Origin of the sequence: Krasilnikovia sp. M28-CT-15, assembly GCF_047159595.1 — a bacterium.
GTDB lineage: Bacteria > Actinomycetota > Actinomycetes > Mycobacteriales > Micromonosporaceae > Actinoplanes.
Genome location: NZ_BAAGAK010000001.1, coordinates 4,856,530 through 4,882,765 on the forward strand (window position 1 = coordinate 4,856,530; position 26,236 = coordinate 4,882,765).

Consider the following 26,236-nt stretch of genomic DNA (forward strand, 5'->3'; position numbering starts at 1 on the left):
GCTGATCTACACCAGAATGGTCGACCTGACTGAGCAACTCCCGCCCCGCTGCTCCTCATGGCGTTCCGCCCGGACGGTGAGCACCCCGTAGTCGACGGCGACCTGCACATCCTTCTCCGGGTCTACGCCCGGCAGCTCGGCGCGCAGCGTGTACCCCGTGTCGGTCAGCCGGCCCTCGACCCGGATCATCCGGCCGGTGCGCGGCCACTCGACGTCGAACCAGTCACTTACGTCGCCGAATAGACGTAGCAGAAGCGAGGTCATCTCACTGTCTCTCCCCTCGTTACTACCTCTATCCCACTGTCGTGTAACGACGGTCAGGGCCGCCTGTGGCGGGACTTTGTCCCACCCCCTGACCGGTCCCCGCAGAACCGGTTGTCACGCAGCGCCGTGACTGCGGCGTGATGGCCGCGCAGACGCCCCGGCGCGGGCCAGGTCGTCTCGACGTACCGCCAGCACGGGCACGCGGGATTCCTCCGAACGCCGTCACGGCCAAGATGTTCGGCAACGAGGGTGCGACGGTTCATCACCTCGCCGGGCCGCCGTTCACATTCGCCGACATCACCGCGAAGCTCGGGACGTTTCAGGGTCCTTCGACCCCTCAACACGTCCCCGCGACGGTGATAACGGCGGCGCGGAATCCCCGGCGCGCACCCGGCCGACGACCGTCGCGGCACCATCCGTCGGCCCAAGCGCGGCGTTCACACTTGCAATGAATGCCCCGAAATCCGGAACCGTCCGACGGCGAGGTGACTTTCGGACCTAGAGCGGCACAAGAATCGATTGCTATAAATGAATTAGGAAGGGCGGTGACCACCAACCGACACGGCACCGAAACTCGTGTCGCCGGTGCGCACCGGAATCGGTCAAGAGCCGAATTCCCTTGCTACTCCACCATTCCCACGAAGAAGGTGTTGTGTCATGTCGAGGATTCTGCGTATCGTCAACCGACAACTGCTCGCCATCGTCACGGTTGTCGCGATGTCTTTCGGGCTGGCGATGATCGCCGGACCTGCCTCTGCGGCCGCGCTCCCCGCCTCGCGGGTGACTCTGACCCGGACGGGCGGATTCGCCGGCGTCCACGATCGCTATGTCGTCGACTCGACCACGGTGCACGTGGACACTCCGCACCTGTTCCAGCTCGTCTCGAGCTGGCGGTTCCTGCGGCTCGATTCCTCGTACCCCGCCAGCACTCCGGGTGCCGACCGCTTCGCCTACGTCGTGACCGTACGGTACGGCAACGGCAGGACCAAGACCGTCGAGACAGTCGAGGGCGCCGACGCTCCCGCCGTCTTGTGGCAGACGATCACCCTCACCCGGGAAATCAGCTCGGACGTGACGCCCACTCCGGCACACTGAGAATCCGACACATGAGGAAGAAGACCTCCGTCCGCCGGCCCGCGATGTCGCGGGCCGGCGGCCTCGGCGAAGCGGCCGTCGGCCGGGATGTTTCGTCGTCGTCCGGACGATCCGAACACTCCGTCCTCGCGCGGCGTACGTGCTGGGCTGAACCGTCAGGCCAGGGACAGGAAAAGCTTCTCCAACTGGGCCACGTCGACCGTCTGGTCCTCGCCCGCCTCCTGGGCGGTGACGCACTGCCGCAGCCCGGTCGCGATGATTTTGAAGCCGGCGCGGTCCAGTGCCCGGGACACGGCGGCGAGCTGGGTCACCACATCGGCGCAGTCGCGACCGGACTCGAGCATGGCGATCACGCCGCGGATCTGGCCCTCGGCACGGCGCAGCCGCTTGATGACGTCGCCCACCGCGCCAGGGTCGATCTCCATGCCGTGCTCCCTCATGTCGTCGATCTGCCAAGTCATCCCGCGCAGGGGTACCGGGGGGCGAGGTGGGGCCTGCCGGTACCGAGGGTCCGCCGAGAACACGGCCACGCTCCTGGAGATCAGGGCAGGGTCACATAGCCGTGGCGCGCCTTCCAAAGGAAGTACTTCTCGAATCCGAGCTTCATCAGGTGTGCCTGCGGGCCGGGAATGAGGACCCCGTGTTTGCGCGGAGGCAGCATCTTGTCCGCGAGAATGATAACGCCGTTGTTGCCGGCGTCCATGACACACACGGCCTTGATATCGCCGAATGCCTTACTCCGGTTTGGCTTCTCGCCGCGGATCTGCGCGGCGATGTTGGCGGCGGCGGTGTGCGCCATCACCTCGGTGGGGAAGCCGGTCTTCGGGACCCCGACAGGGGTGGGCGTCTGCCACGGCACGTCGACCGCGGCGGCGACCCCGACGGCGTACACGTCGTCGTACTTCTCGCTCTGGTAGGTGTCGCGCACCTTGACGTACCCTTTGTCGTCGGACAGAGTCCTGACCCGGCGCACAACATCCTGCCCGACGAACGGCGGCACCACCATCGCGTACGCGAACGGGATCTCCGTGCCGCCTTCCAGCACCACGGCGTCCGACGCCACGTGGTCGATCGGTCCATCGAGGTGAGCGTCGATGTTCTCCTTGCGCAGAAACATCTTCAGCAGGGACTCGCCGTGTGGCAGTCCGCCGATGCCGAAGTGGCCCAGGAACGGCTCGGCGGAAACGTACGTGAGCTTCACCCGCTTCTTGATCCCGGCCTTGCGCAGCTGGTGGCTCATGTTGAACAGGAACTCGTATGCGGCGCCGAAGCAGCCGGCCCCCTGGGTCGCCGCCACGACCACCGGCCCGGGGGCTTCCAGGAACCGCTGCCACGCCTCACCGGCCTTGATCGCGTCCGGCAGGGTGGTGATGGTCACGGCGTTGTCGGCCAGCCCCGGAACGACGTCGAGGCGGTTGCGGTAGCCGGTGGCGATGACCAGGTAGTCGTAGCCGTAGGCCGTCCCGTCCGGCGTGTCGTCGGCGACCGTCACGGATCGACGGTCCGGATCGATCGCGGTCGCCTCGGCGTGCACGAACTCGATCCCGTGCCCCTCGAACGTCGGCGCCACCTCGAAGGTGATGTCCTCGGACACCGCTTGCCGAACGGCAGCCAGATCAGGCTCGGATTGAACAGGAACCGGTCGCCGGGCGACACCACCATGACATCGACGTCCCCGTGCAGCTCATGCTTCACGGCGAGCGCAGCCGTGAGCCCCCCGAAATTCGACCCCAGAACGAGAACCCTCTTGCGCATCGGACACCCCAAAGGCCCATCGCCATGACGGCCGACCGGACGGACCCGCCTTCCCGGCTGGACCCTCATACCCCCGAGGGTATGTGTGAGGTGACACGGACACAGGGGCCGAAAGACCCGTTCGGGGCCAGGCCCTTTACCGCGTACCGAAAGGCATGGGTATTGCCTGACCGACACGTGAGGCAGCTGGTCGATGCACAGAGCGCGACGTTCGTACTCCGTGACGGCAACGTGTGCTTCTACGCCGACGAGGACGCCATCGCACCGCTATGGAAGGGTCAACGGTTCCCCATCGACCAGCTGGGCAATGACCAACCAGACGCCGGCGACAATTGTCGACATTCGCCGCGACGAGCGGATTCCGCAAGCCGCCTACGCCCCGACGTTCGTCCGCAGCCTGGTGATGGTGCCGGTCGACACGCACGAACCCATCGCTGCGATCGGCGCGTAGTGGGCACGGACCCGGGCGGTCATACCGGAGGAGGTCGAGTCACACGGCCCGGGTCGAAGCGTCTGAGGGCACCGGCACTCATCGGCGGTCCGCAAGGGTCGGGGCCACCGGCCGGGACACCAGGACCGGGCAGTCGGCGTGATGCAGCACCTGCAGGCTCACCGAGCCCAGCAACACGCCGGTCACCACCCCAAGTCCCCGGTTGCCGACGACCACCAGTTGAGCGGAGTGGGAAGCACCGACCAGCTGGCGCGCGGCACCGCCACCGGTAACCCGGGTCTGAACCGCCACGTCGGGGAACTTCGCCCGCCACGGCGCGAGCAATAGCTCCAGCTCCTGCTCCTCGGCCGCCTGAAGCTCGTCCAGATCCACCTGAACGGGTGGCGGCGCCCCGTAGCCGACTACGGGCAACGGCATCGCGTACGCGTGTACCGCCAGCAGCGGGGCACGGCGCGCGGCGGCCGCGGCGAACGCCGCCTCCAGCACATGGTCGCCGTCCGCCGAGCCGTCCGCACCCACCACGACGGGACCGCTGAGGGCCATGTCCCGACCCCGCACGACCACGGTGGGGCAGGGGGCGTGCGTGGCGAGGCGCTGGCTCACCGAGCCCAGCATGAGGCTCGTAAAGCCGCCGCGACCGCGATGCCCGACGACGATCACTCCGACGTCGGTGGCACGGCGCAGCAGAGCCAGCGCCGGATCGCCCGTGACCGTCTCAGTGTGAACAACGAGCCGTGGGGCGATCGTCTGAACTGCGGTGCGTGCGTCCGCTACGACCGCTTCGGCGTGATTGCGGGCTGTGTCGACGACGACGGTGTCAACCGCGGGCGCGGCATGAGGCTGGTGTCCCTGCTCCCCTGGCAGTCGGGCCCAGGACTCGTCGTGGGCGTGCAGGATGATCAGTTCGGCGTTACGGCGCACTGCCTCGGTCGCGGCCCACCGGACGGCGGCCTGCGCGGCGGCGGATCCGTCGGTACCGACGAGAACGGCCGGGTCCGTATTCATGCTCTCTCCACAATCGTCGGCCCGCTGACGCGGGACGGCGCACCCCAGATCCGGGCGCGCCCTTCTCCCCCATCGGATCCCGGGCCAGGGACTGCCGTTCAGGGGCGAAGGTCCCGATCTGCGGTGACCGATGCCGGGCGCAAGTCGCGGCGCTTGCGCCGTTTGCTGGACGAGGCCGTCCGGGAGCGTCCGGGACTGCCGACAAAGTAGATTTGTCGCGGGTGAATCGGCAGGCGCTGCGCGACTAACGGATTCGTACAACGATCCCGGAACCCACGACCAGATCGCGAACCGGAGCGCCGTCGACGCGGGCTTGACCAGCCCGGCCGCACAGCGACCCGCCCTGGCTGTGGTGTGCACCGCCGGCCTGCCCACCGCCCACGACTTCGACGACGAGCACGGCATCGACCTGGACGACCTCGGCGCCGAGCACAGCCTGGCCGGCGAGCCGACCGTGGCACGGCTGCGGGCCGCGGCCGCCGCACTCGGACAGGACCTGTGGATCGCGGTGCGGCTACCCGCCGACTTCGAGGGCGCCGACGACACACCGGAGCCCGACGCGGCGACCACCCGGTGGACCACGGTGGTGCTGCACCCCGACGAGCTGGGCTGGCTCCGCCAGGCCCTGACCCTCAACGCGACCGCCGACGAAACCTGAAGCCGATCATTACCCAGCCGATTCGATGGCGCGATGACGAAGCGGTTTCGGGATGTCGCGAGGGGCGGTCACGGCTGGCGACGTAAAGGGCGGCGGTGTCGGACTGTCTTGTTCGGGCCCTATGACCTCTGCCGCGCCGACCCCAGCCTCTTGGGCCCGGTCAACGCAGGGAGTTACCTCTAGTTCAGAGGGCATTCACGGCGCGTCCCAATGTCCGGCGTCATGGCGACTCGGTCGTTGATGCACGTCGGCTGGGAGACCGTGCCCTCGTGTGCTCCACGGCGGATTGAGAACGTGAGAGCCCGAGTGAAGGTTCAGACGTTTGGGTGCCGTGGCCGCCCACTCGGTGGTGGGTCCGACAACTTGATAAAGGAGGGGCCATCATGCCGACAACGATGGAAATCGGTCACCTCTATGAGTTGAACGCGGCCGATTGCAGAAAGGAAGCCAAGAGGTTCCACTCGCGAGCTGAGAAGTGGGGCGCTTTTGACCTTGCATTTGTGTACCTGGCATCAGCGCTCGCGGGGCTCGCCGCGATCACCGCTCTGGTCACCGCTCCAACCTGGATCACCGCCGCCTCGGCGGGAGCGTCAGCCATCATTGCCGGCCTGGTGGGCAACCTGAACCCTGCTGAGAAGAAGAGCGTACGCCTCCGGTTGTACGGGCAATGGGATCGCCTCGCGTCGTGCTACCAGGAAGCCAAGATCCGGTCGGAAGAAGCAGGACACGACGTTTTCGAGGCCGAAGACGCACGCGAAGCTCAGCAGGCGCTCGCAGCCATCAAGGAAACCCTTGCCGAGGAGAAGCCGGTCGTCGGTGAGGAGGAATGGAGCAAGGCGCGGGTGCCCGTGCGTTAGCCACCGCGTCGGGCACGTACGTGCGCTGGCCCGTTCCGGTGAATCGGGCCCGATCTGCGTGGATCTTCGGCGATTTCCGGTAGGTATGGCAGGAGCGCACCTACCGTCGCGCCGTTGGAGGCGACCATGGCTGTCACTTTCCCGGCGCGCGTCGTCGCCGGTCGGATCCTCGCCTGCGCCGTCACCGTCGGCGCGGTGCTCACCGGTGCGTCGCCCGCACACGCCGCGACCGTGGGCTGGCCCCAGCAGGCGTTCGGTCCCGGGCGTACCTTCTTCAACCCGAACGAGTCGGTCATCACCGCGGCCACCATCGGCACGGTGCACCAGCGCTGGTCGCGGAGCCTGCCCCGGGCGGCCGGAAGCTGCTCGGCACCGACGTCGCCCGTGGTCGGCAACGGGCTGGTCTACGTCGGCGACGAGACAGGGGTCGGCGCCTACCGGGCGTCGACCGGCCGACCGGTGTGGCGGCACCGCTGGCCCGCGCCCGGCGACGACGACCAGAGTCCGTTCCTGGCGCTGGCGGGCGGGCTGCTGCTGGTGGCCAACACCGGCTGCCAGTCCCAGAGCGACCCCAACGGCTCCCTGCTGGCCCTCGACCCGGTCACCGGCGTACAACGCTGGCGGGTGGTCAGCGACCCCCCGATCGCGTCGCTGGTCGTGGACCGAGGGGTCGCGGTCGTCTCCGGCGAGTCCCCGTCCGACCTCGCGGCGGTGACCGCCTACCGGGTCAGCGACGGCCGGCAGGTGTGGCGCCGGACCAATCTCGCCTCCAGCGGTGTGTCGGCCGCCGGCCGAATCTTCCTGACCCGCACGAACCGGACCGGTACGGTCGCGGCCTCCCTCACCACCGGCGCGACCCTGTGGCAGCGGGCACCGCGGTATCTCGCCCACACCACCACCCCCGCCGGAGACCTCGTGTACGCGGCCGACACCGCGGACAACCTGATCTGTCTCGACGCGCGCAACGGTGCGGTGCGCTGGCGGGCGGCCGGTGTCGCGTTCCGGGAGGCCACCGACGGCCGCCGCGTGTACCTGCTGGCCGGCGGCGGGATACGGGCGCTGGACGCCCGTACCGGACGGCGGCTGTGGTCGAGGACGTTCAGAGGCGACCCCGACCAGCCGGTACGCGCGGCCGGGCTGGTCTACGCCAAGGTCGACGCCGGCGTGGGACTCGCCATCCTCAACGCCACCGCCGGGCGGGTCGTGACCTCCGGTACGCGGTTCGGGGACTTCGTCGAGGACGAGGGCAACCCGCCGGTGGTGGCCGACGGCACGCTGTACATCGTCAGCGGCGGCGTCCTGCGCGCGTTCGGCCCCTGACCCGGCACAGCGACTGACAGCCGGGCGGTTACCCCGGTGGCCCGGCAGGCAGCTCAACGTTGAACCTGGCGCCGCCATCGTCGGAGTGCCCGGCGTCGATATCGCGCCGCCCATCCGGGCCACAGTCGGGCGGCCAGGCCAGGCCAAACCCGCTGCACGCCTTGCGCGTAGCGGCGGTTCAGCGCGCCCCGCCGGGACGCCATGACGAGGTCGTCGTCGGCTGAGTACCGCCACCCCCTGCGACCTACGCTGGCTGTTCCCCAGCCACCGCGCCCGGGGCACCGCATAGCTCCGCACCCTGTCGGCGCCGCCGCTGGAACGACGATCAGGACGTCAGGCCGAACACTCTGAGGTCTTGTTCCTCACCGCCGGAGATATAGACCCGCCCGCCGGAGACCACAATGTCTGCGCCTTCGCGCGAGCCGAACCGCTCGGCGGTGGACGCGACCCGGCCGGTGGCCGCATGCAGGATGCCTACCGCCTCACCACCATCAACCGGCGCGTAGACCAGTCCACCGGCACGGACCGGTTGCCCCGTGGGGCCGTGCAGCTGCACCTGCCACAGGCTGCGGCCGGTGCGCGCGTCCAACGCCTCCACGCCCTGAATGATCGTGCGATACACCCGCCGCCCATCAGTGGCCAGGTGGTAGTCATCGTCATCTGACCGCGCGCGCCACACCACCGCCCCGTTCGCGGCCCTGACACAGATCAGCGTGCCCGAACCGTCGATCGCATAGAACCGGTCGCCGGCCGGGTTGGCCGCCTGCGGACGCCACGAGACGGCCCTGCTCCACAACGTGCGCCCCGTCGTGACATCAACAGCCTTCAACAGCCGGCCCGAACTACCCAGAAGCCTGCCACCCCCGGCCACCGCCCAGGACCGGAACCCGGCCTTCGTCCACCTCAGCCGCCCGTCGGAAACCCGCAAAGCCCGGGCGCCCGTCGCACCGGGGATCACCACAAGACCCCGATCGACGAGCATCGTGTCCACGCGCGCATCGTTGACCCACCGCCAGCGCAAACGTCCGGTCGCGGCGTCCACAGCGACCAGCTCGCCGGCTCCATCACCCGGCTCGCAGTAGTTGGCGCCGCTGGCGAGCAGCACCGACCCGACCACGGCCAGGTGCTGGATGTCCGTGAGACCTCTGGGGCGATGCCACAACCGCCGCCCGGTCCCGGCGACGTACGCACTGACGCCACCCTCACCATTGACGAAGACCCGGCCACCGGTCACCACCGGCGGCGACACCCAGAAACACGACTCCGCGTTCGACTTCAACTGCACTGACCAGCGCAGCCGCACACGATTGATCGTACGGGCGTTGATCGCCGGCTCGTCCGGGTTGTAGTGGGAGCGTTGCGGGCTGTACCCCTGCTGGGTCCAGTCACCGGCTGCCGCGTGCGCGGGCGCAGCGCACACGCCGGCCAACCCGATCGCCAGCACCGCCGTGGTCAGCACAGCACCGATCCGACGTCGTAGCGATCCCTGTGTCTTGATCACGTCGTCCCCCGTACGACAAGTGCGGTGCCGTGATCGTCACCTACACCGAACAACACGGATATTAGCTCCTGAATCATCTCCTTTCTGACAGTCCGGATCGTCAGAAGGCCACCTATCACGATTTCAAAATGGTCAGTTCATTCATGGCCCGCACTTCCCGGCGTCGACCTCGGCCAGATGCAGGGCAGCGGCGAAAGAAGCTCACGTGGTTACCCAGGCCATACGGGCCGCCGGGACTTTGGCAGCGGTGGAAAGGATCCCGGCACCAGTCGAGGAGGGCGGGATCAGCAGCGCCGCACGTTCCGCCAGAGTCGGGGACCACGTCTCCACTCCCGATGCCGGCCAGTGAAGCTGCCAAGCCCAACGGTCTTGTTCGGCCGGGCCCTGCTGGGCGATGAGGGCGGCGAAGCTGGGGCCCCCGCCCGGGACGAGGGCGAGGAAGCGGATCTTCTCCCCGGCGAAACGCTTGGCGCCGTCGGCGACGTTACGGCCGGCGACGGCGCCGGTAGCGGTCGTCCGGGGTGGTCCGGGGTGGTCCAACCCCCGATCGCGGTGTAGCCGGCGATCGCGGCGATGCCTAAAGTCGTTGGCCTGCCACCGCTGTTCCTGTCCGCCGCCTCGATCGGCTCACGCCGCCCGACGGCCGCCTCTCCCCGCGCTCGATCAACCTAATCTGCGAGCAGATCGGCCGCTGGCACGACGCCGAACACGGCGACCCGGCCCGGCACATCGAGGACGTCGCCGCCGGCTACGTCGAGAACCTGTAGCGGACGCCAACCAATCCCAAGCTCGTCCACGCCTTTCGTGTGGGCAGAAACCCGGGATAGTAGATCAACGTTTTGGCGGCCGGTCGCACATCCGTTAGCAACGCCCCGGCCTGCCCTGCAGGAAGCTCTCGGACCAGGTCGAGGTGCCGTAGGGGAGCAGGCGCAGCTCGCCACCATTCGCCCGGCACGCCACGTTTGATGCTCCAGGCGCCGCCGCCGGCCGTCGTCCGCGCCGAGAGTCGAAGCCGCGCAAATGGCGGGGTCTGGGCTACTCGCCGGGTTCGGAAGCTGGCGAGAGCAGCACCTCGGCGAGCGGACGGCGGGGTGTCGCCGTCGCTGGCGGGCCGTAGCCCACCCGCAGGATCATTTGAGCCCAGCTGCCCTCCCGCGTATTTGTCAGCGCCTCCCGGACATCGGGAATCTCGACGGGTTGGCTGATCGGCGTGGTGGCCAGGTGCAGCCGGGTCGCGGTCAACAGGACACGCTGCAACGCCTGGCCAGCCTGCAACCAATGGCGCGGGCTATCGCCCGCGGTGGCGAGGATCATGATCGTCGGGTACGGCTCGAAGCGCTCCACGCTGCGCTGCAGGTGGGGTTGCAGCAAGCCGAAGTCACGGATGGGCAGTGTCTCCATCGCACTCCATGGCCCTATCGCCGAGGGGGGCACGCCGTCTCGCCTGCCGGTACCGGGCAATGTCCACCGGGTGAGCTCCGCCCGGTAGCCCCCCTGGGCCCGCAGTCTGCGGTCGGCCGCCTCGGCAAGACCCAGGATCGCGGTGCGGCTCGCGGCGCCGGCCACGGTGAGAGTCGCAGCCTCGAAGCGCGCCGCCTCCGCGAGTTGCTCGATGGCATCGGCCGGCACGACGGAACGGGTGAAGGGCCACCGGTTGGTGTGCCGGTGCGCGATGGCAGCGGCGAGCGCCTCCACACCCGGCGTGGGTTCGGCGCGTCGTCCCGCCGTCACGCGGGCCACGAGATCGGGCTCGGCCTCGTCCGGAAAGGTGCGCAGCTCCGGGAGGTGACCTTCCCGCCGGATCGCCAAGCGCAGCGTGAACACGGCGGCGCCGACACTGATCAACAGCTCTCGGCCCAGCGGGTCGAGCACCTCCAGCTGTCGGCTGTGGTCGGCGTACACGTCGACCACGCCATCACGGATGCGAAAGCGCCAGGGTTGACTGTTGTGTAGCGACGGGGCATGGATGGCCGCCGCTACACAGTCGGTGAGAACCGACCCGGACGGGTGCGGGTTCGCATTGACGGGTCTGTCCGGGCCGGTGGAGATCTCGGTCATCGGTCGCCTCCTTGCCGGTCGGTCCGCCCACGGGCAAGACCGGGCGGGTGCGCCTGCCGCGGCGCGGAACCGCACCATCGCCGACAGCCACCCCTCCACGTCGGAGCTTCTGCGTCCATCACATCGCATCCGCCGAGGTGCGCCCAGAGCCGGAAGACCCCGCTACAACCCGAAGGGGCGAAGGTCCCGCCCGGGACGCACCGGGCCTGGAGGCCCTGCGGGAACCGGACTCGTGGCCCTGCCCGCGGCGTCGGCGTGACGATCGGATGAAGGGGCCAACGAGACATCGAAAAGGACGTGAACGTCATGACCGCGACGATCGACCGCCGCGCAGGCCGGCGCACCTTCAATGCGGCTGTCCTGCCGCCCGTCACCGAGAGCAGGCGGCAGAAGGCCGTCGGCTACGTGCTCGCCGGGCTACGCCTCGCGCTCGGCTGGATCTTCCTCTGGGCGTTCCTCGACAAGCTGTTCGGCCTCGGCCACGAGACCGCGCCCGCGAAGGCCTGGATCAACGGCGGCAGCCCCACCGCCGGCTTCCTCAGCAAGGGCGCCACGGGACCGTTCCAGGACTTCTACGGCAGCTTCGCCGGCGCCGCCTGGGCGGACTGGCTGTTCATGATCGGCCTGGCGGCGATCGGTACCGCGCTCATCCTCGGCGTCGGCATGCGCATCGCAGCCGCGGCAGGCGGACTGCTGCTGGTCCTGATGTGGACCGCCGTCCTGCCTCCGGCGAACAACCCGTTCATGGACGACCACCTCATCTACGCGGGCGTCCTCGCCCTCCTGGCCCTGACCGCGGCCGGCGACGCGCTCGGCCTCGGCAAACTGTGGGCACGGATCCCGCTGGTGCAACGGCTGCCGATCCTCAAGTGACTTACCGCACGCAGAACCGGGTCACCGGGAAGGGGGCCCGGTTCTGCGCGTGCGACCGGTCGCGCCGTGCGCTCAGGTCCAGCCGGTCCGGGAGCACCGCCCATTGCCCATGGCTGGGTGTCGTGCACAGACGGGCCGTACCGCGCCGCGGCGGGACCCGCAGCAGCGGGGTCGCGCGTGGTGACCGCCGAGACCGGGATCAGCTCGGCGGGTAGCCGTACAGTTCGGCCAGCCGGCCCCGGGCCGCCTGAAGCCGATCCAGCATGATCATCATGAACCGTTGGTCAAGGTCGCGAGCCAGTTCTGCGTCCTCGTCCCGCAGCCGCCGGACACCGGCGGCCCCGAACTCGACGGCGTGCATCGGCTCGGTCGCGACCGCGCCGAAATGCCATCGGTAAGGCGGGAACAACCATGACCAACCGACGACGCTGCCGGCGCTGATGGTCTCGATCACCACGTCGCCGCGGCCGGCCACGTGGATGTCGAGGGCGACCCGGCCGGAACGCAGAAGCCAGAAACGGTCAGCGGGCCGGTCCTCGTGGAACAGCCGAAAGCCGGGCGGCCGGTATGCCGGATGGCCGTACGACGACAGCCGTTCAAGCCAGGTCGTCGCCATGCCGGCGAGGAACGGATGCTCCATCAGGAGGGCCAGCGTCGTCTGGGTCATGGGTTGCCTCCCTTCAATGATCATGGATCAGGCGGCGGTCGCCCGGGGGTGCGCTGCGCCGTTCCGCCCGCAGCACCATCGTCGGGATCATGGCGATGGACCACGCCGTTTCGATCCAGCCGAACAACCACAGGCCGAGGTAGAACGCGATGACGGCCGCACAGCTGAGCTGAGTGCAGCGGCCGCCGCCGACAATCAGCACTCCATTCCATCGCGCCACGGCGTGCCCCTCGCGGGGCAGAGGCGAACGACATACAGAACGTGGCGTCCGGCCCGCCGACGTCAGGACCGCGGACTCCACCGCCCGATCGCCCGGCGGGAGAGGCTCGAAAGTAAGAGGCGGGAACGGGCCCGCCCCGTGACCGGCAGGACGGTGATCACGATGGCCACCACCATCGGTCGCAGACTTCCTCCGCAACGCCTCATCAACCTGCTGAACCCCGTGGTCCGCGCCGCGCTGAGGTCCCCGCTGCACGGCGCCATGGACGACGCACTGCTCATCCTCCACATCACCGGGCGCAAAACAGGCCATCGCTACGACATCCCCGTCGGGTACGTCGAGCTCGATGGCCGCCTCATCGTCGTCACCCAACACAGCTGGCGGGCCAATCTCCGCGGCGGCACCGACATCGAGGTAACCCATGCCGGTCACCGGCGCACGATGCACGCCGACCTCGACGACGCACCCGCATCCGTGGCCGCCACCCTGCAGCGAATGACCGAGAAGATCGGATGGAAGGGCACGCGCCGCCAGACCGGTCTGACGACCGAGCCCGGCCGGATTCCGACCGTGTCGCAGCTCGAGGAGGCCGTCCACGAATACCACCTGGCCACCGTCGTCCTCACCCCTCGGTAGGGGTGGTCCGGCAGACCACGCGGTCGACGTCTGACCGCAGGCCACCCGGCACGTCGGCACGCACCGGCGTGCCGCGTGTTCGGCCAGGGTTCAGGGGCGGCGTAGGTCGCGCAGGATCGGGTCGGGCTCGCCGGTGACGGCCTGCAGACGTAGCTTGGCGTCGACCACGACGACACCGTCCGGGCGGGCCACGACCGGGTTGAGGTCGAGTTCCGCCACCTCGGGCAGTTCTTCGGCGAGCCGTCCCACCCGCAGCAGCAGATCCTCCACCGCGGCGGTGTCCACCGGAGGCGCGCCGCGATACCCGGTCAGCATCGGCGCCGCGCGCAGCGCGCGCCACATCCGGCCGGCGTCCAGGTCGGTCATGGGGACCAGCCGGAACACCCGGTCGCCAAACAGGTCGGTGTGCACGCCGCCGAGCCCGGCCATGACCAGCGAACCGAATCGCGGGTCGTGGACGATGCCGCTGCTCAGCTCGACGCCACCGGCCAGCATCGGCTGCACCAGCGCGCCCTGACCGGCCCGGCCGGCGGCGCTCACCTGCGGGAACGCCGCCCGCACCTGCTCGGCGTCGGCGAGATCCAGCCGGACCCCGCCGGTGTCGCTCTTGTGCACCAGCTCGGGATCGGCGCATTTGAGCACCACCGGATAGCCGAACCGTTGCGCGGCGGCCACGGCGGCTTCAGCGTCGGACACGGTCGCCGCAGGGGCCAGCGCGATGCCGTAGGCGGTGAGGATCTCCGCCACGCGCGCGTACGGCTGCCAGCCACCACCCGCGGCCAGCCCGTCGGCGACGGCGGCCCGGGCGGCCCGCGGGTCCAGGCCGGACAGGTCCGGCCAGGCGCCGAGCGGCTCCCGGCGCCACGACGCGTACCGGGTGGCGTGGCCGAGTGCCCGCGCGGCCCGTTCCGGCAGGTCGAACACGGCCGCCCGCCGTTCGCCGAGTGTCGGGGCGCTGCCGGGGGCACCCATGACGACCGCGGCGACGGCCAGTGCCGGATAGTCGTCGACGACCGCGCCCAGGGCGGCCAGCGTGGCGGGCACGTCGTTGGCCCGGGTCGCGATGAGGACCAGCAGCAGTGCGTCCACCTCGCCGCTGCCGGCGAGAGCGCGCACGGCCGCGGCGAAGTCCTCGGCGGTGGTGCCGGCGCCGAGGTCGAGGGGGTTGTCGTGTCCTGCGGCGCCCGGCGCTGCCGCGATCAGCCGCTCCCGCAGCGCCGCGCTGGGCGGTGGCACCCGCATCCCGCAGGCTTCGGCGGCGTCTGCGGCCAGGACGTTGAGCCCGCCCGCGTTGCCGATGACGGCGAGCCGGTCGCCGGCCGGCAGCGGCTGGCCGGTGAGGAGCCGGGCCGCGTCGAGCAGGTCCCCCAGGGTGTCCGCGCGGATCACCCCGGCCTGGGCGAAGAGTGCGTCGACGGTGACGTCGGGGGCGGCGGCCGCGGCGGTGTGCGAGGCACCCGCGCGCCGTCCGGCCGCCGATCGGCCGCTCTTGACCGCGAGGACGGGCTTGCGGCGGGCCAGCGCCCGGACGAGCCGTCCGAACTTGCGCGGGTTGCCGAACGACTCCAGGTACAGCGCGACGGCGGTGGTGGCGGGGTCGTCGAACCAGTACGCGATCAGGTCGTTGCCGCTGACGTCGGCCTTGTTGCCGAGGGACACGACGGTCGAGAGCCCGCAGCCGGTGCGAGCGGCGTGCTCGATCAGCGCGATGGCGACCGCCCCGGACTGCGCCGCCACGGCCAGCCCGCCCGCCGGTGGGGCGAACGGTGCGAAGCTGGCGTTCAGGTGCACGGCCGGGTCGGTGTTGATGACGCCGAGGCAGTTCGGTCCGACCAGCCGGATGCCGTGCTCGCGGGCGAGACCGACCAATTGGGCCTGCCGGGCACGGCCCGCCGCGTCGCTCTCACCGAAGCCCGCGCTGAGAATCACCGCGGCCCGGGCCCCGGCGGCCGCCGCGTCGGCCACGACCCCGGCGACCGCCTCGGCGGGCACCGCGACCACCACAAGGTCCACTGGGGTGGGCAGCGCCGCCAGCGACGGGTACGACGGGAGACCGGCGACCGTCTCAGCGTGGGGATTGACGACGTACCGGGCTCCGGTGAAGCCGTACTCCTGCAGCGCCCGCAGTGTCTCGTGGCCCACGCCGCCGGCCCGCCCGGCGCCGACGACCGCCACCGAGGCCGGTTGCAGCAGTGGGCGCAGCGAGGCGCGTTCCGCATGGCGTTCGCGGTCGGCGATCGCCTGTTGCGCGGCCACGTCGTCGGTGGGGACGGCGATGTCGACCACGCCGTCGTGCCATGTCGAGCGGACGCCGGTGCCCAGGTCGCGGGCGACGCGCAGCATGACGCTGTTGCCGGGCAGGACCTCACCGAGAAGTTCCGTGAGGCCGCACCGGCGGGCGGTGGCGGCCAGGTGCTCGAGCAGCAGTGTGCCGATACCTCGCCCGTGCTGCGCGTCGTCGACGAAGATGGCGAACTCACCGCGCCGGTCATCGAGGCGTTCGTAGGAGGCCACCCCGACGATCCGGCCCGCCAGGACGGCGGCGATCGCCCGGTGCCCGTCGGCGGGCGGACGGCAGAGCCGCTGCACCTCGGCGTCGATGGCGTGCGCGGCCGGTGCGGCGAAGAACCGCAGCTGCAGGCTGGCCGGCGACGCCCCGGCGTGCAGCCGCGCCAGTGCCGACGCGTCATCCGGCGTCACCGGACGGATCCGTACGATGCCCCCGTCGGCGGTGAGTGCGTCGACGGCGTCCACATCCCGCGCGGGCGCGGCGATATCGGTCATGGGTGACCCTCCTCGAAGCTTGCTCCCCCAGGCAACCCGAGGCCGGCAGGCCCGGGACAGGGCCGTCCGGCCCTGGAGATCCACCCTTAGGTCAACCGTCGAAGTCCCAGGTCCGGTGCGGGCGGCATTCAGCAGATGCGGGGCAGTTGCTCGCCGACGAGCATGTCGAGGACCCGTCGGGAGCCCACGGCGGTGCGGACGACGACCCGGCCGGGATCGGCCTCGCGAACGGTGCCGATGCGGACCGCATCGCGGCCCTCCGGCCGGGCCCGCATGGCGGCCAGTACCGTGTCGGCCCGTTCGGGTGCGACGAACGCGACCAGGCAGCCCTCGTTGGCGACGTGCGCCGGGTCGAGGCCGAGCATCTCGCAGGCGGCCTGCACCGGGCCGGGCACCGGCAGGGAGCCCTCGTCGATCTCGACGCCGACGCCGGAGGCGGCGGCGATCTCCCCCAGCGCGGAGGCGATGCCGCCACGGGTGGGGTCACGCAGCGCGTGCACGGCTGTGCCGCCGGCGGCCACCATGGCCTCGACCAGGCGGTGCAAGGGCTGGGTGTCCGAGCAGATGTCGGTGTCGAATCCGAGTCCCTCGCGCACGCTGAGGATCGTGACGCCGTGCCGGCCGATCGGGCCGGACAGCAACACCGCGTCGCCGGGCGCGGCGCCGGTCGCCGACGGCGCCACCCCGGGTAGGCGGCGTCCGACACCGGTGGAGGTGACGAACAGCCCGTCGGCGGCGCCCTTGCCGACCACCTTGGTGTCACCGGTGACCACCGGCACGCCCGCCGCTCGGGCAGCCGCGCCGACGGACGCGGCCACCCGGCGCAGCCGGTCCAGGGGGAAGCCCTCCTCCACCACGTACGCCACGGCCAGCGCCACCGGCAGGGCCGCCCGCATGGCGAGGTCGTTGACCGTGCCGTGCACGGCGAGGGAGCCGATGTCGCCGCCGGGGAAGAACAGCGGGCTGACCACGTACGCATCAGTGCTGACCACGATGTCGACGCCGTCCACCGTGACCACGGCGGCGTCCTCCAACGCCCCCGCCGGGGCGGCCGAACCCAGGGCGGGCACCAGCACCTCGCTGATCAGGGCGGCCGAGAGCTGCCCGCCGGAGCCGTGGCCCAGCAACACGCGTTCCGTCTCGACCAGCGGCACCGGGCACGCGCCGGCCAGCGGGTCCGGGCCGGTCACCGGGTCGCTCCGTCGGCGACCGGCACCCCACCGGCGGGCGCCGCGCGGCGGCCCGCCGTGTAGAAGGCGGCGCAGGTGCCCTCGCTGGACACCATCGGCGCGCCCAGCGGCGACCGTGGGGTGCACCGGCTGCCGTACGCGGGGCAGTCGGTCGGGTTGCGCTGGCCGGTGAGGATCTCGCCGGCGATGCAGCTCGGGTCCTCGACCGTGGTGAGCCGCCCGACGTCGAAGCGGCGGGCGGCGTCGAAGGAGGCGTACTTCTCGGCGAGTTCGAGTCCGCTGGACGGGATCGTGCCGATGCCGCGCCAGGCGCGGTCGGTGATCCGGAAGACCCGGCGGATCGCGTCCTGGGCGGGCGCGTTGCCGGTGCGGTGCACCGCCCGGGCGTACTGGTTCTCCACTTCGACGCGGCCCTGTTCGAGTTGGCGTACCGCCATCAGGATGCCCTCCAGCAGGTCCAGGGGTTCGAAGCCGGTGACCACGATCGGCACCCGGTAGCGGGTGGCGAGTGGCTCGTACTCGGTCCAGCCCATGACGGTGCAGACGTGCCCGGCGGCGAGGAACCCCTGGACCTCGCAGGCCGCGGATTCCAGGATGGCCGTCATGGCCGGGGGCACGAGCACGTGGCTGACCAGCAAGCTGAAGTTGGGCAGGCCGAGGGCGGCGGCGCGCAGCACGGCCATCGCGTTGGCGGGCGCGGTGGTCTCGAAGCCGACGGCCAGGAACACCACCTGCCGGTCCGGCCGCTGTTGAGCCAGGGTGACCGCGTCCATCGGGGAGTACACCACCCGGACGTCCGCGCCGCGCGCCTTGAGTGCCAGCAGGTCGGTGTGCGAGCCGGGCACCCGCAGCATGTCGCCGAAGCTGGTGAACGTGACCTCCGGCCGCGCGGCGATGGCCATCGCCCGGTCGAGGGTCTCCAGCGGGGTGACGCACACCGGGCAACCCGGCCCGTGGATCATGCGGATGCCGGCGGGCAGCACCTCGTCGATGCCCTGCCGCACGATCGTGTGGGTCTGGCCGCCGCACACCTCCATCAGGGTCCACGGCCGGGTCGCGGTGCGGTGCAACTCGTCGATGAGCAGCCTCGCGAGCTGCGGATCGCGGTACTCGTCGAGGTACTTCACGCCGCACCCCGCTTCGGTAGCGGCTCACCGAGCTCGTCGCGGACCGCGTCGCCCATCGCGCGCAGCACCTCCAGGGTGCGTTCGGCCTCCTGCCGGTCCACCTTCGTGATCGCGAAACCGACGTGGACGATCACGTACTCGCCGAGCTGCACGTCCGGCACGTAGGCCAGGCAGACGTCCTTGCGGATGCCACCGAAGTCGACCGTGCCCATGAGCAGCCCGTCGGTGTCGGCCAGGTCGATGACCTGGCCGGGAATTCCGAGGCACACCCGGATCAGCCCTCCTTGTCGTTGCGTGCGGCGGCCACCACGGCCTGGCCGTAGCTGATCCCGCCGTCGTTGGCGGGGACGTCGACGTTCAGGTGGCCGAGCAGCCCGGCCGCCGCCAGCCCGGCCAGCAGGCCCGCCGCCAGAAGACGGTTCTGCAGGCAGCCGCCGGACAGGCACACCTGCCGGATCCCGGTACGCTCCGCTGCCCGCGCACACGCCTCCACGGTCACCGCCACGATCGTGGCGTGAAACGCGGCGGCCAGCTCGGTCACGGGCTCACCCGACGCGGCCCGCCGCAACAGCTCCGTCAGCGTGCCGCCCCAGTCGAACACCCACAGTCCGTCCACCTCGGCCAGCCGCCACGGCAGCGCGAGCGCGGTCGGCGCGGTGCCCGCGGCGGCCTCCAGCACGACCGCGGCCTCCCCCTCGTAGCTCGCGTCGTCGCAGAGGCCGAGCAGGCTGGACACCGCGTCGAAGAGCCGCCCGGCGCTGGAGGCCCGGGGGCAGTTGACCCCGCGGACCACCATCCGGCCGATCGTGTCCCGCTCGGTGGGCGCCAGCCTGTCGAGGAAGCCCGCCGCCGCGTCCGGCGCGACCGGGAACTCCCCGCCGAGCAGGTACCCGAGGGCCATCCGGGCCGGGCGGCGCACCGCCGCCTCACCGCCGGGCAGCGGCGCGGTGCCGAATCGGCCCAGCCGCCGGAAACCGGTGTACGAGGCCAGCATCAGCTCACCGCCCCACAGGGTGCCGTCCGGGCCGAGGCCGAGCCCGTCGTACGCGACGCCGAGGAATGGTGCGGGCACCCGGTTCTCGGCCGCGCACGACACCACGTGCGCGTGGTGGTGCTGCACCGCGACGCGGCGGCGCTGCGGGGCGGTGTCCAGCGCGTACCGGGTGGACAGGTAGCCCGGGTGCAGGTCGTGGGCGAGCAGGTCAGGGGTGAACCGGTGCAGCCGGGACAGGTGGGCGAGGCCGGTGTGGAACGCGGCCAGGGCGTCGGCGTCGGCGAGGTCGCCGCCGTGCGGGCCGACCAGCGCCCGGTCGCCGCGGGCGAGGGTGAACGTGTGCTTGAGCTGCGCGCCGACCGCGAGTATCGGCCGGGCGGCGGGGACTGGAAGCGGAAAAGGTTCGGGGGCGTAGCCGCGTGCCCGGCGGATCGTGGTGCGTCGCGGGCCGACCGTGCGGACCACGGAGTCGTCGTAGCGGGTCCGGATCGGCCGGTCGTGTTCCAGGAATCCGTCGGCGATCGGCGCCAGCCGGGTGTGCGCGTCGGTGTCGTCGATCGCGATCGGCTCGTCGGAGGAGTTGCCGCTGGTCACCACGAGCGGACGGGCCAGCGCGCGCAGCAGCAGGTGGTGCAGCGGCGTGTACGGCAGGAACAGCCCCACCTGGTCCGTGCCGGGGTGCACCCCTGCAGCGAGCGAACGGCCCGGCGCGGGGGCCAGAGCACGGCCCGGCTGGGCTGTCACGAGCACGATCGGGCGGGCCGGCGAAGTGAGCAGCGCAAGGTCCGCCGGGCCGAGCCGGCCGAGCGCGGCTGCCGCATCGACGTCGGTGACCATGACCGCGAACGGTTTGCGCGGTCGGTGTTTGCGGCCGCGGAGGGTGTCGACCGCACCGGCGTTGGTGGCGTCGCAGACGAGCTGATACCCGCCCAGGCCTTTGACCGCGACAACCGCGCCACCGGCGATGGCGGCCGTGGCAGCGCCGAGTGCCTCGTCACCCACGACCTCCGGGCCGCCGCCCCGGCCGTCCGGGGTTCGCCAGCGCAGGCGCGGCCCGCAGTCCGGGCAGGCGACCGGTTCGGCGTGGAACCGGCGGTCGCCGGGGTCCGCGTATTCGGCGGCGCACCGGGCACACATCCGGAAGACGGCCATCGCGGTGCGCGCCCGGTCGTACGGCAGCCCGTCGATGATGGTGGCCCGGGGGCCGCAGGCGGTGCAGTTGAGGAACGGGTACCGGTATCGGCGGTCGGCCGGATCGAACAGCTCCCGCAGACAGTCGTCGCACGTCGCCAGGTCGGCGGGCAGCCCGGCGAAGCTCGTGGTGTCCGCCGGACCGGCCGCGCTGCGGGTGACCGTGAATCCGGTGCCGGGCGGCACCCACGCCCCGTCCACCGGCTCGACGATGACCTCGGACACGACCGCGTGTGGCGGGGCCTGCTCGCGCAGCCCCCGGGCCAGCGCCGTGACCGCCTCCGCCGGGCCGGCGACGTCGATCACCACGTCCCCGGCGACGTTGCGGACGGTGCCGTCGAGTCCGAGCCCGGTCGCCAGCCGGTGGACGAACGGGCGGAAGCCGACCGCCTGGACGGTGCCCCGGACCCGGATCGACCAGACGCCCGAGGCGGGCGCGGCTGGTTGCGTCGCCGTCATCGTTCAGCCCACCAGGTCGCGGACCCGGGCGGCGACCGGTTCCACTGCCGCGGCCACCTCGGGGCTGAGCCCGGGACCGAAGCCGAACTCGCGGGCGCCCACCGCCAGGACCACGAGGCGTCGGGGCAGCCGCCCGAGTGCCCGGGCGAGTTCCACCGTGCCGCCCAGGCTGACGTCGTGGGAGCCGCCCGGGGTGTCCGGCAGTCCGGTGAGGTCGTCGAGGGCGAGTTCGTACCGGTGGCCGCCGTGGTCGTAGCCGTCGCGGATCGCGTCGACGATCACGGCGAGGTCCGCGCCGGTCCACAGGTCGAGCAGCCGGGTCGGCTCGCCGTCGCTGGCGACCAGGTCGACCCCGGCGAGGCCGGGATCATCCGGGCGCAGCTCGGCGAGCCGGACCAGTACGGCGGGGCCGAAGCCGTCGTCGCGCCGGTACTCGTTGCCGATCCCGATCACCACCCGCCGCGCGGGCCCCGGCCCGGTCATCCGCGGTCGACCGTCAGGTCGAGGAAGTGGGTGGAGCAGGAGATGCACGGGTCGTAGTTGCGGATCGCCTGCTCGCATTCCCAGGTCAGCCGCTCGTCGTCGAGGTCGAGGCGGTCCGCGACGAAGCGGCGCAGGTCGTCCTCGATGCTCGCCTGGTTCTGCGAGGTGGGCGGCACGATGCGGGCCGTGGTGATCAGGCCGTCGGCGTCGATGCCGTACCGGTGGAACAGGATCCCGCGGGGGGCCTCGGTCGCGCCGTAGCCGACCGCGGCCCGGGGCGGCACCTCGACGGCGGGGCGGGCGGGCGGCTCGTACTGCTCGATCAACCGCAGCGCCTCTTCCACCGCGTAGACCACCTCGACGGCGCGGACGCCGATGCTGCGGTACGGGTTGCGGCACTGCTCACCCAGCCCGGCCGCGTCGGCGGCCTGGCGGGCCAGCGGCGACAGCCACTGCCGGTTGAGGGTGTACCGGGCCGGCGGTCCCACCAGGTACCGGCCCCGACCGGCCAGCCGCGCGTGCAGCGCGGTGGAGTGCGGCACCTGCTCCTCGATGACGTGCTGCTCGAACTCCTGCGGTGTGAACGTCAGCCCGGCCGTGGTGGCGATCGTGCCCGCCTCGATGGCGTACCGGCCGGGGGTCGTCAGGGCGAGCATCTCGTGCTCGTGACCGAAGTCCGGGAACTCGAACCCGCCCACCCACTGCGCCGTGTCCAGGGCCTGGTCGAGCGCCACCCGCAGGGTGCGGCCCAGCGCGGCCAGTTCCGAGCGGGTGGGCACCCGGTAGAAGCCGCCGACCCGGACGTTGATCGGGTGGATGGAGCGGCCACCGAGCAGCTCGACGATGTCATTGCCGGCCTTCTTCAGCGCCAGGCCCCGCTCGACCAGGTCCTTGCGGTCCTTGGCCAGCTCCAGCGCGCTCGCATAGCCCAGGAAGTCCGGCGCGTGCAGCAGGTAGATGTGCAGCGTGTGACTCTCGATCCACTCCCCGCAGTAGAGCATCCGCCGCAGGTCCGCGATGCCACCGTCGACCTGCACGCCGCAGGCGTCCTCGATGGCCGCGCACGCGCTCATCTGGTACGCCACCGGGCAGATCCCGCAGATCCGTGCGGTGATGTCGGGCGGTTCGGTGTACCGGCGCCCGCGCAGGAACGCCTCGAAGAAGCGCGGCGGTTCGTAGATCTCCAGCCGCACGTCCTCGACGGCGCCGCCGCGAACCCGTACGTGCATCGCGCCCTCGCCCTCGACGCGGGCCAACGCCTTCACCGCGAGGGTTCGATCCGGCCGATGGGTCATCGGTGCCTCCTCTGTCCGCCGCCCGGTCCCGCCCCCGGCGGCGGCCCGACCGTGACCTGGGACAGCTCGACGAACGCGGTCGCGTTGAACGTACGGTAGGCCCGCACGATGTCGTCCGGGGACATGCCGGTGGCGCGCAGCAGGCCCGCCTCGGCGGCGGCGTTCGGCGACTCCATCGGGCCGAAGCAGCCGTAGCAGCCGCGCTGGTGCGCGGGGCACAGCGCGCCGCACCCGGCCCGGGTCACGGGGCCGAGGCAGGGTGTGCCGTGCGCCACCACCACGCACACCGCGTGGCGCTGCTTGCATTCGAAGCAGACGCTGTGCGCCGGGATGTTGGGTTTGCGCCCGGCCAGCAGCGCGGTGATGACCTCCAGCAGTTGCCGCTTGTCGATCGGGCAGCCGTGCAGCTCGTAGTCGACGTCGACGTGCGCGGCGATCGGGGTCGAGGTGGCCAGCGTGGAGATGTACTGCGGGTGGGCGTACACCACGGAGCGGAACTCGTCGACGTCGGCGAAGTTGCGCAGCGCCTGCACCCCGCCCGCGGTGGCGCAGGCGCCGATGGTCACCAGGGTCCGGGACATCTCACGGACCCGCTGGATGCGCTCGACATCGTCCGGGGTGGTGATCGATCCCTCCACGAGGGACACGTCGTACGGGCCGGGCAGCACCTGGCGGCTCGCCTCCAGGAAATGCGCGATGCGCACCCGGCCCGCGACCGCGAGCAGTTCGTCCTCGCAGTCGAGCAGGGTCAGCTGGCAGCCGTCGCAGGAGGCGAACTTCCACACCGCCAGCGTCGGTGTTTCGGCGGCTTCGTCGCTCATCACAGCTCCCGTACGCTCGTCAGCGGCATCGCCCGGCTCCAGTCGACCACCGGCCCGTCCCGGCACAGCAGCAGTGGGCCGAGCTGGCAGTGCCCGCACCAGCCCACCCCGCAGCGCATCGTGCGTTCCAGCGACACGCGGACCTGCTCGGCGGCCAGGCCGCGGGCGAGCAGCCCCTGGGCGGTGAACCGCATCATCACCTCGGGCCCGCACAAAAACGCCGTGGTGTTCGCCGGGTCGTAGCGCGCCCCGGCCAGCACTGTGGTGACCACGCCGACGTGCCCGGTCCAGCCGTCGTCGGGCCGGTCGACCGTGACCTCGACGTCGATGCCGTCGTCGCGCCACCGGTGCAGCTCGTCCGGATACAGCAGGTCGGCGGGGGTGCGGGCGCCGACCAACAGGCTGATGCGCCCGTACCGGGCGCGGTCGGCGAGGGCGGCCAGCACGAGCGGGCGCAGCGGGGCCAGGCCGATGCCACCGGCCACGATCACGACGTCGCCGCCGGCCGCGTCGGGCAGGTCCCATCCGGTGCCGAACGGTCCGCGGACCCCGATGGTGCCGCCCGGCGCGGTGGCGGTCAGCGCCCGGGTCACGGCACCGACCGCGCGGATCGTGTGAATCAGCCGCCCGTCGGGCTCCACACCGCTCAGCGAGATCGGCACTTCGCCGATTCCGTACGCGGTCAGCATCGCGAACTGTCCCGGCGCGAAACCCGCCACCGGCTGCCCGCCGTGCGCCAGCTCCAGCGTCACCGTGTCGTACGTGTCCACCCGGCGTGCCACGACACGGTATGGCAGTGGCAGCGCGGCGGCAGCGTGACGGGTCTCGGCCAGGGTGGTCACGTCGCCGCCCCGGCACCCGGGCGGCCGGCCTGCGCCGGGGTCGCGTACAGGTCCAGCAGCCGCAACCGGGTCGCCTGCAACCGTTCCGTGATGATCGGGGTGAAGCACGACAGGATCGCGTACCCGAACGAAGGGTCGGCGGCGCAGCGGCGCCGGACCCGGTCGGCGTCGAACGCGATCGCCGTGGTCGCCTCGCGGGCCACCGCCCCGAAGTGCCACCGGTACGGCGGGTGCAGCCACGACCAGCCCAGCACGGTCCCGGCGACGAGCGTCTCGATGACCTGATCGCCCCGGCCCGGCACCCGCATGTCCAGCGCCACCGTGCCCGACTCGAGCAGCCAGAACCGTTCGGCCGCACCGCCCTCGGAGAAGATCCGCTCACCGGCACCGAACGCCGCCGGGGCACCGTCGCCGGCCAGCAGCGCGCGTTGCGCGTCAGTCAGTCCCGCGAAGAACGCGCATGCCGTGACCGCGTCGACCACCCGCTCCTCCCCCACCGGTGCTCCGTCCTGCGTCACCGCTCCTCCTCGGCGTCGATGGCGTCCCGCCAGGCGAACAAGGCCTCCGCCTCCCTCGTGATGTCGATGCCGGTGGGGCACCACACGATGCACCGGCCGCACCCCACGCACCCGGATGAGCCGAACTGCTCGTGCCAGGTGCCCAGCTTGTGACTGATCCACTGTCGGTACCGGCTCTGCCCGCTGACCCGCACGCTGCCGCCGTGCAGGTACGAGAAGTCCAGGTCGTAGCAGGAGTCCCAGCGCCGCCACCGCTCCGCGTGATCACCCGTGAGATCCGTGACGTCCTCGGTGGTCGTGCAGAAGCACGTGGGGCACACCATCGTGCAGTTGCCGCAGGTCAGACAGCGCGAGGCGACGTCGTCCCAGTGCGGTGACTCCCGGCTGGCGGCCAGCATCTCGGGCAGGCCCTCGGTGCGTAGCGTGCGTCCCATCCGGGTCGCGGCTTCGGCGACCGCCGTGGCGGCGTGCCGCACGGTCGCCTCGTCGGCCGGTTGCCGGGGCAGGTCCGCCAGCACCTCGGCGCCGGCCGGGGTTCCGGCCCGCACCAGGAACCGGTGCCCGGTGTCGTCGACCAGTTCGGTCATCGCCAGGTCGAAGCCGGACTCCGCGTGCGGGCCCGTGCCCATGGAGGCGCAGAAGCACGCGGCGCCCGGCTCGGTGCACTCCACCGCGATGACCAGGTTGCCGTCGCGGCGGCCGGCGTAGATCGGGTCGGCGTGCCGCCCGCCGGTCAGGACGCGGTCCAGCACGCCGATGGCGGCCAGATCGCAGGGGCGCACCCCGAGCAGCGCGTACCGGCGGGGCTCGTCCGGCTCCGCGGCGACCGGGGCCCCCGTGTGCCGGTCGGCCGCCCACATCCGGGCCCGGGCCGGGTGCAGGACACTCTTCCACGACTGCGGTCCAGCCGAATGGCCGAAGGCGGCAGTGTCGTCGCGCACGCGCAGCCGGTACCGCCCGGCCTCCGTGTCGACCCCCCAGCCGTACGGCAGTTCCGCGGCCGACGCCAGCTCGGCGACCACGATCGCGCCGTCCCGGACGGTCGGGCCCACCACCGTGTACCCACGCCCGTGCAGTGCTTCGAAGAGGGCCGGTAACGCGGCCGCCTCGATCGCGACTGGCGACTCGTCCCTGGTGCCGGTATCAGGTTGCATCGCTCACCCCTTTCAAGG

26 protein-coding genes are annotated in these 26,236 nt (G+C 71.5%); 7 read left to right on the forward strand and 19 right to left on the reverse strand.

Translation table 11 applies throughout. The features are described 5' to 3' along the window. Positions 1 to 6: 6 nt before the first annotated feature. On the reverse strand, positions 7 to 264 hold the full coding sequence (locus ACMCNO_RS22125; protein ID WP_412751375.1) for an Hsp20/alpha crystallin family protein: 258 nt from the start codon (positions 262 to 264) through the stop codon (positions 7 to 9). A gap of 657 nt (positions 265 to 921) precedes the next feature. Between ACMCNO_RS22125 and ACMCNO_RS22130 the strand changes: the two genes are divergently transcribed. Then, positions 922 to 1,359 (forward strand): protealysin inhibitor emfourin, encoded by a 438-nt coding sequence (locus ACMCNO_RS22130; protein ID WP_412751376.1) that lies wholly within the window; start codon positions 922 to 924, stop codon positions 1,357 to 1,359. A gap of 155 nt (positions 1,360 to 1,514) precedes the next feature. Here ACMCNO_RS22130 and ACMCNO_RS22135 read toward each other — a convergent pair whose 3' ends face one another. Continuing rightward, on the reverse strand, positions 1,515 to 1,784 hold the full coding sequence (locus tag ACMCNO_RS22135) for a metal-sensitive transcriptional regulator (RefSeq protein WP_412751377.1): 270 nt from the start codon (positions 1,782 to 1,784) through the stop codon (positions 1,515 to 1,517). Between the two features lie 116 nt (positions 1,785 to 1,900). Further along, on the reverse strand, positions 1,901 to 2,953 hold the full coding sequence (locus ACMCNO_RS22140; protein WP_412751378.1) for an NAD(P)/FAD-dependent oxidoreductase: 1,053 nt from the start codon (positions 2,951 to 2,953) through the stop codon (positions 1,901 to 1,903). A 468-nt stretch (positions 2,954 to 3,421) separates the two neighbouring features. Between ACMCNO_RS22140 and ACMCNO_RS22145 the strand changes: the two genes are divergently transcribed. Then, complete coding sequence (locus ACMCNO_RS22145; protein ID WP_412751379.1) at positions 3,422 to 3,565, forward strand: hypothetical protein; 144 nt, start codon at positions 3,422 to 3,424, stop codon at positions 3,563 to 3,565. A 78-nt stretch (positions 3,566 to 3,643) separates the two neighbouring features. Here the strand turns inward: ACMCNO_RS22145 and ACMCNO_RS22150 are convergent, their stop codons facing one another. Next, complete coding sequence (locus ACMCNO_RS22150) at positions 3,644 to 4,570, reverse strand: universal stress protein (RefSeq protein WP_412751380.1); 927 nt, start codon at positions 4,568 to 4,570, stop codon at positions 3,644 to 3,646. Positions 4,571 to 4,883: 313 nt separating this feature from the next. Between ACMCNO_RS22150 and ACMCNO_RS22155 the strand changes: the two genes are divergently transcribed. The 3 genes from ACMCNO_RS22155 (at position 4,884) to ACMCNO_RS22165 (ending at position 7,405) form a co-directional block, all read left to right on the forward strand. Next, positions 4,884 to 5,228, forward strand: a complete 345-nt coding sequence (locus ACMCNO_RS22155) for a hypothetical protein (RefSeq protein WP_412751381.1) — start codon at positions 4,884 to 4,886, stop codon at positions 5,226 to 5,228. Between the two features lie 383 nt (positions 5,229 to 5,611). Continuing rightward, positions 5,612 to 6,085, forward strand: a complete 474-nt coding sequence (locus ACMCNO_RS22160; RefSeq protein ID WP_412751382.1) for a hypothetical protein — start codon at positions 5,612 to 5,614, stop codon at positions 6,083 to 6,085. Positions 6,086 to 6,211: 126 nt separating this feature from the next. After that, on the forward strand, positions 6,212 to 7,405 hold the full coding sequence (locus tag ACMCNO_RS22165; RefSeq protein WP_412751383.1) for a PQQ-binding-like beta-propeller repeat protein: 1,194 nt from the start codon (positions 6,212 to 6,214) through the stop codon (positions 7,403 to 7,405). Positions 7,406 to 7,730: 325 nt separating this feature from the next. Here ACMCNO_RS22165 and ACMCNO_RS22170 read toward each other — a convergent pair whose 3' ends face one another. Beyond that, a complete protein-coding gene (locus tag ACMCNO_RS22170; RefSeq protein ID WP_412751384.1) occupies positions 7,731 to 8,864 on the reverse strand; it encodes a PQQ-binding-like beta-propeller repeat protein in 1,134 nt (377 codons plus the stop codon). Positions 8,865 to 9,941: 1,077 nt separating this feature from the next. Beyond that, complete coding sequence (locus ACMCNO_RS22175) at positions 9,942 to 10,964, reverse strand: Acg family FMN-binding oxidoreductase (RefSeq protein ID WP_412751385.1); 1,023 nt, start codon at positions 10,962 to 10,964, stop codon at positions 9,942 to 9,944. Between the two features lie 306 nt (positions 10,965 to 11,270). Here ACMCNO_RS22175 and ACMCNO_RS22180 point away from each other — a divergent pair, with 306 nt between their 5' ends. Beyond that, a complete protein-coding gene (locus ACMCNO_RS22180) occupies positions 11,271 to 11,837 on the forward strand; it encodes a hypothetical protein (RefSeq protein WP_412751386.1) in 567 nt (188 codons plus the stop codon). A 199-nt stretch (positions 11,838 to 12,036) separates the two neighbouring features. On the opposite strand, the gene ACMCNO_RS22185 is transcribed toward ACMCNO_RS22180, so the two are convergent. Both ACMCNO_RS22185 and ACMCNO_RS22190 read right to left on the reverse strand, forming a co-directional pair. Next, on the reverse strand, positions 12,037 to 12,504 hold the full coding sequence (locus tag ACMCNO_RS22185) for a Crp/Fnr family transcriptional regulator (RefSeq protein WP_412751387.1): 468 nt from the start codon (positions 12,502 to 12,504) through the stop codon (positions 12,037 to 12,039). Between the two features lie 13 nt (positions 12,505 to 12,517). Next, positions 12,518 to 12,724: a hypothetical protein gene (locus tag ACMCNO_RS22190; RefSeq protein ID WP_412751388.1), complete on the reverse strand. Its 207-nt coding sequence runs from the start codon at positions 12,722 to 12,724 to the stop codon at positions 12,518 to 12,520. A 162-nt stretch (positions 12,725 to 12,886) separates the two neighbouring features. Between ACMCNO_RS22190 and ACMCNO_RS22195 the strand changes: the two genes are divergently transcribed. Continuing rightward, positions 12,887 to 13,360: a nitroreductase/quinone reductase family protein gene (locus tag ACMCNO_RS22195; RefSeq protein ID WP_412751389.1), complete on the forward strand. Its 474-nt coding sequence runs from the start codon at positions 12,887 to 12,889 to the stop codon at positions 13,358 to 13,360. Between the two features lie 90 nt (positions 13,361 to 13,450). On the opposite strand, the gene ACMCNO_RS22200 is transcribed toward ACMCNO_RS22195, so the two are convergent. The 11 genes from ACMCNO_RS22200 to ACMCNO_RS22250 all read right to left on the reverse strand — a co-directional run bounded on the left by ACMCNO_RS22200 (position 13,451) and on the right by ACMCNO_RS22250 (position 26,218). Continuing rightward, positions 13,451 to 16,144 carry a GNAT family N-acetyltransferase gene (locus tag ACMCNO_RS22200; protein WP_412751390.1) on the reverse strand — a complete coding sequence of 898 codons (2,694 nt, stop codon included), beginning with the start codon at positions 16,142 to 16,144 and terminating at the stop codon, positions 13,451 to 13,453. Positions 16,145 to 16,272: 128 nt separating this feature from the next. After that, positions 16,273 to 17,334 carry a hydrogenase expression/formation protein HypE gene (gene hypE, locus ACMCNO_RS22205; protein ID WP_412751391.1) on the reverse strand — a complete coding sequence of 354 codons (1,062 nt, stop codon included), beginning with the start codon at positions 17,332 to 17,334 and terminating at the stop codon, positions 16,273 to 16,275. Continuing rightward, positions 17,331 to 18,461 carry a hydrogenase formation protein HypD gene (gene hypD, locus ACMCNO_RS22210; protein ID WP_412751392.1) on the reverse strand — a complete coding sequence of 377 codons (1,131 nt, stop codon included), beginning with the start codon at positions 18,459 to 18,461 and terminating at the stop codon, positions 17,331 to 17,333. The genes hypE and hypD overlap by 4 nt, the downstream gene beginning before the upstream one ends. Beyond that, positions 18,458 to 18,730 (reverse strand): HypC/HybG/HupF family hydrogenase formation chaperone, encoded by a 273-nt coding sequence (locus ACMCNO_RS22215; protein ID WP_412751393.1) that lies wholly within the window; start codon positions 18,728 to 18,730, stop codon positions 18,458 to 18,460. Before ACMCNO_RS22215 ends, hypD begins: the two co-directional genes overlap by 4 nt. A gap of 5 nt (positions 18,731 to 18,735) precedes the next feature. After that, positions 18,736 to 21,105, reverse strand: coding sequence for a carbamoyltransferase HypF (gene hypF, locus ACMCNO_RS22220; protein ID WP_412751394.1), 2,370 nt, complete (start codon positions 21,103 to 21,105; stop codon positions 18,736 to 18,738). Positions 21,106 to 21,108: 3 nt separating this feature from the next. After that, on the reverse strand, positions 21,109 to 21,588 hold the full coding sequence (locus ACMCNO_RS22225; protein WP_412751395.1) for a hydrogenase maturation protease: 480 nt from the start codon (positions 21,586 to 21,588) through the stop codon (positions 21,109 to 21,111). After that, positions 21,585 to 22,883: a Ni/Fe hydrogenase subunit alpha gene (locus ACMCNO_RS22230; protein ID WP_412751396.1), complete on the reverse strand. Its 1,299-nt coding sequence runs from the start codon at positions 22,881 to 22,883 to the stop codon at positions 21,585 to 21,587. Before ACMCNO_RS22230 ends, ACMCNO_RS22225 begins: the two co-directional genes overlap by 4 nt. After that, positions 22,880 to 23,704, reverse strand: a complete 825-nt coding sequence (locus ACMCNO_RS22235) for an oxidoreductase (RefSeq protein WP_412751397.1) — start codon at positions 23,702 to 23,704, stop codon at positions 22,880 to 22,882. The genes ACMCNO_RS22230 and ACMCNO_RS22235 overlap by 4 nt, the downstream gene beginning before the upstream one ends. After that, positions 23,704 to 24,546, reverse strand: a complete 843-nt coding sequence (locus ACMCNO_RS22240; protein ID WP_412751398.1) for an FAD/NAD(P)-binding protein — start codon at positions 24,544 to 24,546, stop codon at positions 23,704 to 23,706. Before ACMCNO_RS22240 ends, ACMCNO_RS22235 begins: the two co-directional genes overlap by 1 nt. Beyond that, a complete protein-coding gene (locus ACMCNO_RS22245; RefSeq protein ID WP_412751399.1) occupies positions 24,543 to 25,064 on the reverse strand; it encodes a cyclic nucleotide-binding domain-containing protein in 522 nt (173 codons plus the stop codon). The genes ACMCNO_RS22240 and ACMCNO_RS22245 overlap by 4 nt, the downstream gene beginning before the upstream one ends. After that, complete coding sequence (locus tag ACMCNO_RS22250) at positions 25,061 to 26,218, reverse strand: 4Fe-4S dicluster domain-containing protein (protein ID WP_412751400.1); 1,158 nt, start codon at positions 26,216 to 26,218, stop codon at positions 25,061 to 25,063. Before ACMCNO_RS22250 ends, ACMCNO_RS22245 begins: the two co-directional genes overlap by 4 nt. Between the last annotated feature and the right edge of the window lie 18 nt (positions 26,219 to 26,236).